Consider the following 2,803-nt stretch of genomic DNA (forward strand, 5'->3'; position numbering starts at 1 on the left):
GAACAGTACGCCAAGGCTCTGGCCGCCGTCGCCGGCTGACCTGACCTGGCTCTTCCTCTTTGATGGGCGGGCGGCCGGCGGACCGGGAGGTGCGATGGAGGCGGGACGGGCCGACGCGGTGACCTGGCGCAACCGCGCGCTGCTGGTGTTCGACCGCGTGTCGGTGCCGGTGGCGGTATGTGACGTGCACGGCCAGGTGGTGCTCGCGAACCCGGCGATGGCCACGGAGTGCGGTACCACCCCGGGCCGGCTGCGCGGCCGGCAGGTGCTGGAACTGTTCCGGCCGCAGGAGGCCGGCCAGGTGGAGCGGATCGCCGAGGCGCTGCGGCTGCGGCACCGCTCGCGCTACCAGGTGTCGGTGTGCTGGCGGGCGCCCGGCGGGGCGGAGCGGTACGGGGAGCTGACCGCGGATCCGGTGAGCGACAGCGCGCAGGAGACTCCGGCGCTGCTGGTGATGTTGCGGGTGCTGGGCGAGCGCACCGCTCCCGGACCCGGGCCGGTGCCCACCACGGAGGTGGAGCGGCAGGTGCTGGCGCTGCTGGCCGGCGGGGCCACCACCGCCCGCGCCGCCCGTGAGCTCGGTCTCAGCAGGGACGGTGTCACCTATCACCTGCGGCGGCTGTCGGCGCGCTGGGGTGCCGCCAACCGCACGGAACTGGTCGCCCGCGCCTACGCCTTGGGCGTGCTGCTGCCCGGGGTGTGGCCTCCGCGGGCGCGGTCCGGGGAGGCCGAGCAGCCACCGGAAAACCATTAGCCCACCGCCTGGGGACTAAATACGATAGCCGCCTGCCTAGGATCCCTAGGCAGCGTGCCGTCGCATTCGGAAGGATCCCCCATGAGACCGCTCACCGAGCAGGACATCCGCGCCTCCTTCGTCAACTGCTCCAAGGGCGAGGCGAAGCGTCTGGCCGTGCCGCGTGATCTCGGGGAACGCCCCTGGGACGATCTGGACTTCCTCGGCTGGCGCGATCCCGGCGCGCCCGACCGCAGCTATCTGGTCACGGAACGCGACGGCCGCGTCACCGGTGTGACCCTGCGCTACCCGGCCTCGCAGCGCGGCTTCCTGCACCGCAGCCTGTGCTCGGTGTGCCTGACCACGCATCCCGGCGGCGGGGTGTCGCTGATGACGGCGCGGAAGGCGGGCGCGGCCGGCCGGGAGGGGAACTCGGTCGGGCTGTACATGTGCACCGATCTGGCGTGTTCGCTGTATGTGCGCGGCAGGAAGGCGCCGGAGTCCGGGGTGCGGTTCGAGGAGAGCCTGACGCTGGAGGAACAGATCGCCCGGACCAGGGACAACCTCTTCGCCTTCCTGGACAAGCTGTACACCTGAGGGCCGGCCGGTCCACGCCGTGACGAGCGTGGCCGGAAACAGCCCGCGAACGGCCACGTTCGACCTGCCCGGGGAACGGGAACAGGCCAAAGGATGATCAACGTACGGAAGTGGAGCTCGGGACTGCGGCAGGTGCTGAGGCGTCGCCGGGAGCCGGCGGTCGTCCAGACGCTGCGGTCGGCCGCGGCCGCGTCGGTCGCCTATGTCATCGCGCTCCGGCTGAGCCCGGAGCCGGCCCCGCTCACCGCGCCGCTGACCGCGCTGCTGGTCGTCCAGGTGACGTTCTACGCCACGCTGACCAACGGCATCCGCCGGGTGAACTCGGTGGTCGCCGGTGTGCTGGTCGCCATCGCGTTCAGTGTGCTGGTGGGGCTGACCTGGTGGAGCCTGGCGCTGCTCATCGTCGCCGCGCTGGCCGTGGGCCGGCTGGTACGGGTGGACGAGTACACGGCCGAGGTGGCGATCAGCGCCATGCTGGTGCTCGGCGCGACGGTGGGGTACACCGCGTGGGCCCGGATCGTGGAGACGCTGATCGGCGCGGCCGTCGGCACCGCCTGCAATCTGCTGCTGCCACCGCCGGTGTGGGTGGACGAGGCGGGCCGGTCCATCGAGGGCCTGGCCCGGCGGGTGCGTCAGCTGATGCTGCGGATGGGCGAGGAGGCCGCGGGCCGGGTCCCCTGGCAGCGGGCGGCCGAGCGGCTGCACGAGGCGCGCCGGCTGGACCACGACATCACGGGGGTGGACGCGGCGCTGCGGCAGGCGGAGGACAGTCTGCGGCTCAATCCGAGGGTGAAGGAGGGGCTGCTGCACCGGGTGGTGCTGCGCACCGGGCTGGACACGCTGGAGATCTGCACGGTGGTGCTGCGGGTGCTGGCCCGCTCGTTCACCGACCTGGCGAAGGCCCGTGGCTCCAAGGACCTGTTCCCGCCCCGGGTGGGGGCGACCGTGGAGCAGCTGCTGTCGGAGATCGCCGACGCGGTGGTCAGCTTCGCGGTGCTGGTGACCACGGATCTGAGCCAGGACGCCGAGTCGGCCGAGGCCCGGCTGTCGGCCGAGCTGCACACCGCGGCCGGCACCCGGGACCGGCTGGCGGAGCTGCTCCGGGAGGAGATCGCGAAGGACTGGACGGACTGGCAGCTGCTGGGTGCCGTGCTGACCGAGACGACCAGGATCATCGACGAGCTGAACACCGAGCACCGCACCCGGCGGCTGCTGGAGGAGCTGGACCGGGTCTCCCGCGAGCACCGGGCCAAGCTGCCCCGGCTGGCCCGGCTGCGCGACTGGCTCGGGGTCCAGGAGGAGCTGTGGCGCAATCGCGCGGGCCTCGGCAGCCGTTCCCGGTGAGGTCCGCCGGGGCCGCCCGGGCACGGGGCGGGTTGCCCCGGCCGGCGGGTGCGGGCCAAGGTGTCCTGTCAGGAGCGGGACGGCCGACGACCTGAGGTGGGGCATGGAGACGCAGTCACGGAACTCCGC

3 protein-coding genes are annotated in these 2,803 nt (G+C 72.9%); all 3 read left to right on the forward strand.

What is annotated here, in order from left to right; all coding sequences use genetic code 11:
• Positions 1-94: 94 nt before the first annotated feature.
• Complete coding sequence (locus H5J33_RS29875; protein ID WP_181797912.1) at positions 95-754, forward strand: PAS domain-containing protein; 660 nt, start codon at positions 95-97, stop codon at positions 752-754.
• Between the two features lie 81 nt (positions 755-835).
• Complete coding sequence (locus H5J33_RS29880; RefSeq protein WP_181797913.1) at positions 836-1,330, forward strand: FBP domain-containing protein; 495 nt, start codon at positions 836-838, stop codon at positions 1,328-1,330.
• A 93-nt stretch (positions 1,331-1,423) separates the two neighbouring features.
• Complete coding sequence (locus H5J33_RS29885; protein WP_181797914.1) at positions 1,424-2,674, forward strand: aromatic acid exporter family protein; 1,251 nt, start codon at positions 1,424-1,426, stop codon at positions 2,672-2,674.
• Positions 2,675-2,803 lie beyond the last annotated feature (129 nt).

This window comes from Streptomyces sp. WELS2, from assembly GCF_013870595.1.
Classification (GTDB): domain Bacteria; phylum Actinomycetota; class Actinomycetes; order Streptomycetales; family Streptomycetaceae; genus Streptomyces.

Coding starts and splice junctions, on each gene's coding strand:
- H5J33_RS29880 (WP_181797913.1), top strand. CDS start 836: ATGAGACCGCTCACCGAGCAGGACATCCGCGCCTCCTTCGTCAACTGC.
- H5J33_RS29885 (WP_181797914.1), top strand. CDS start 1,424: ATGATCAACGTACGGAAGTGGAGCTCGGGACTGCGGCAGGTGCTGAGG.
- H5J33_RS29875 (WP_181797912.1), top strand. CDS start 95: ATGGAGGCGGGACGGGCCGACGCGGTGACCTGGCGCAACCGCGCGCTG.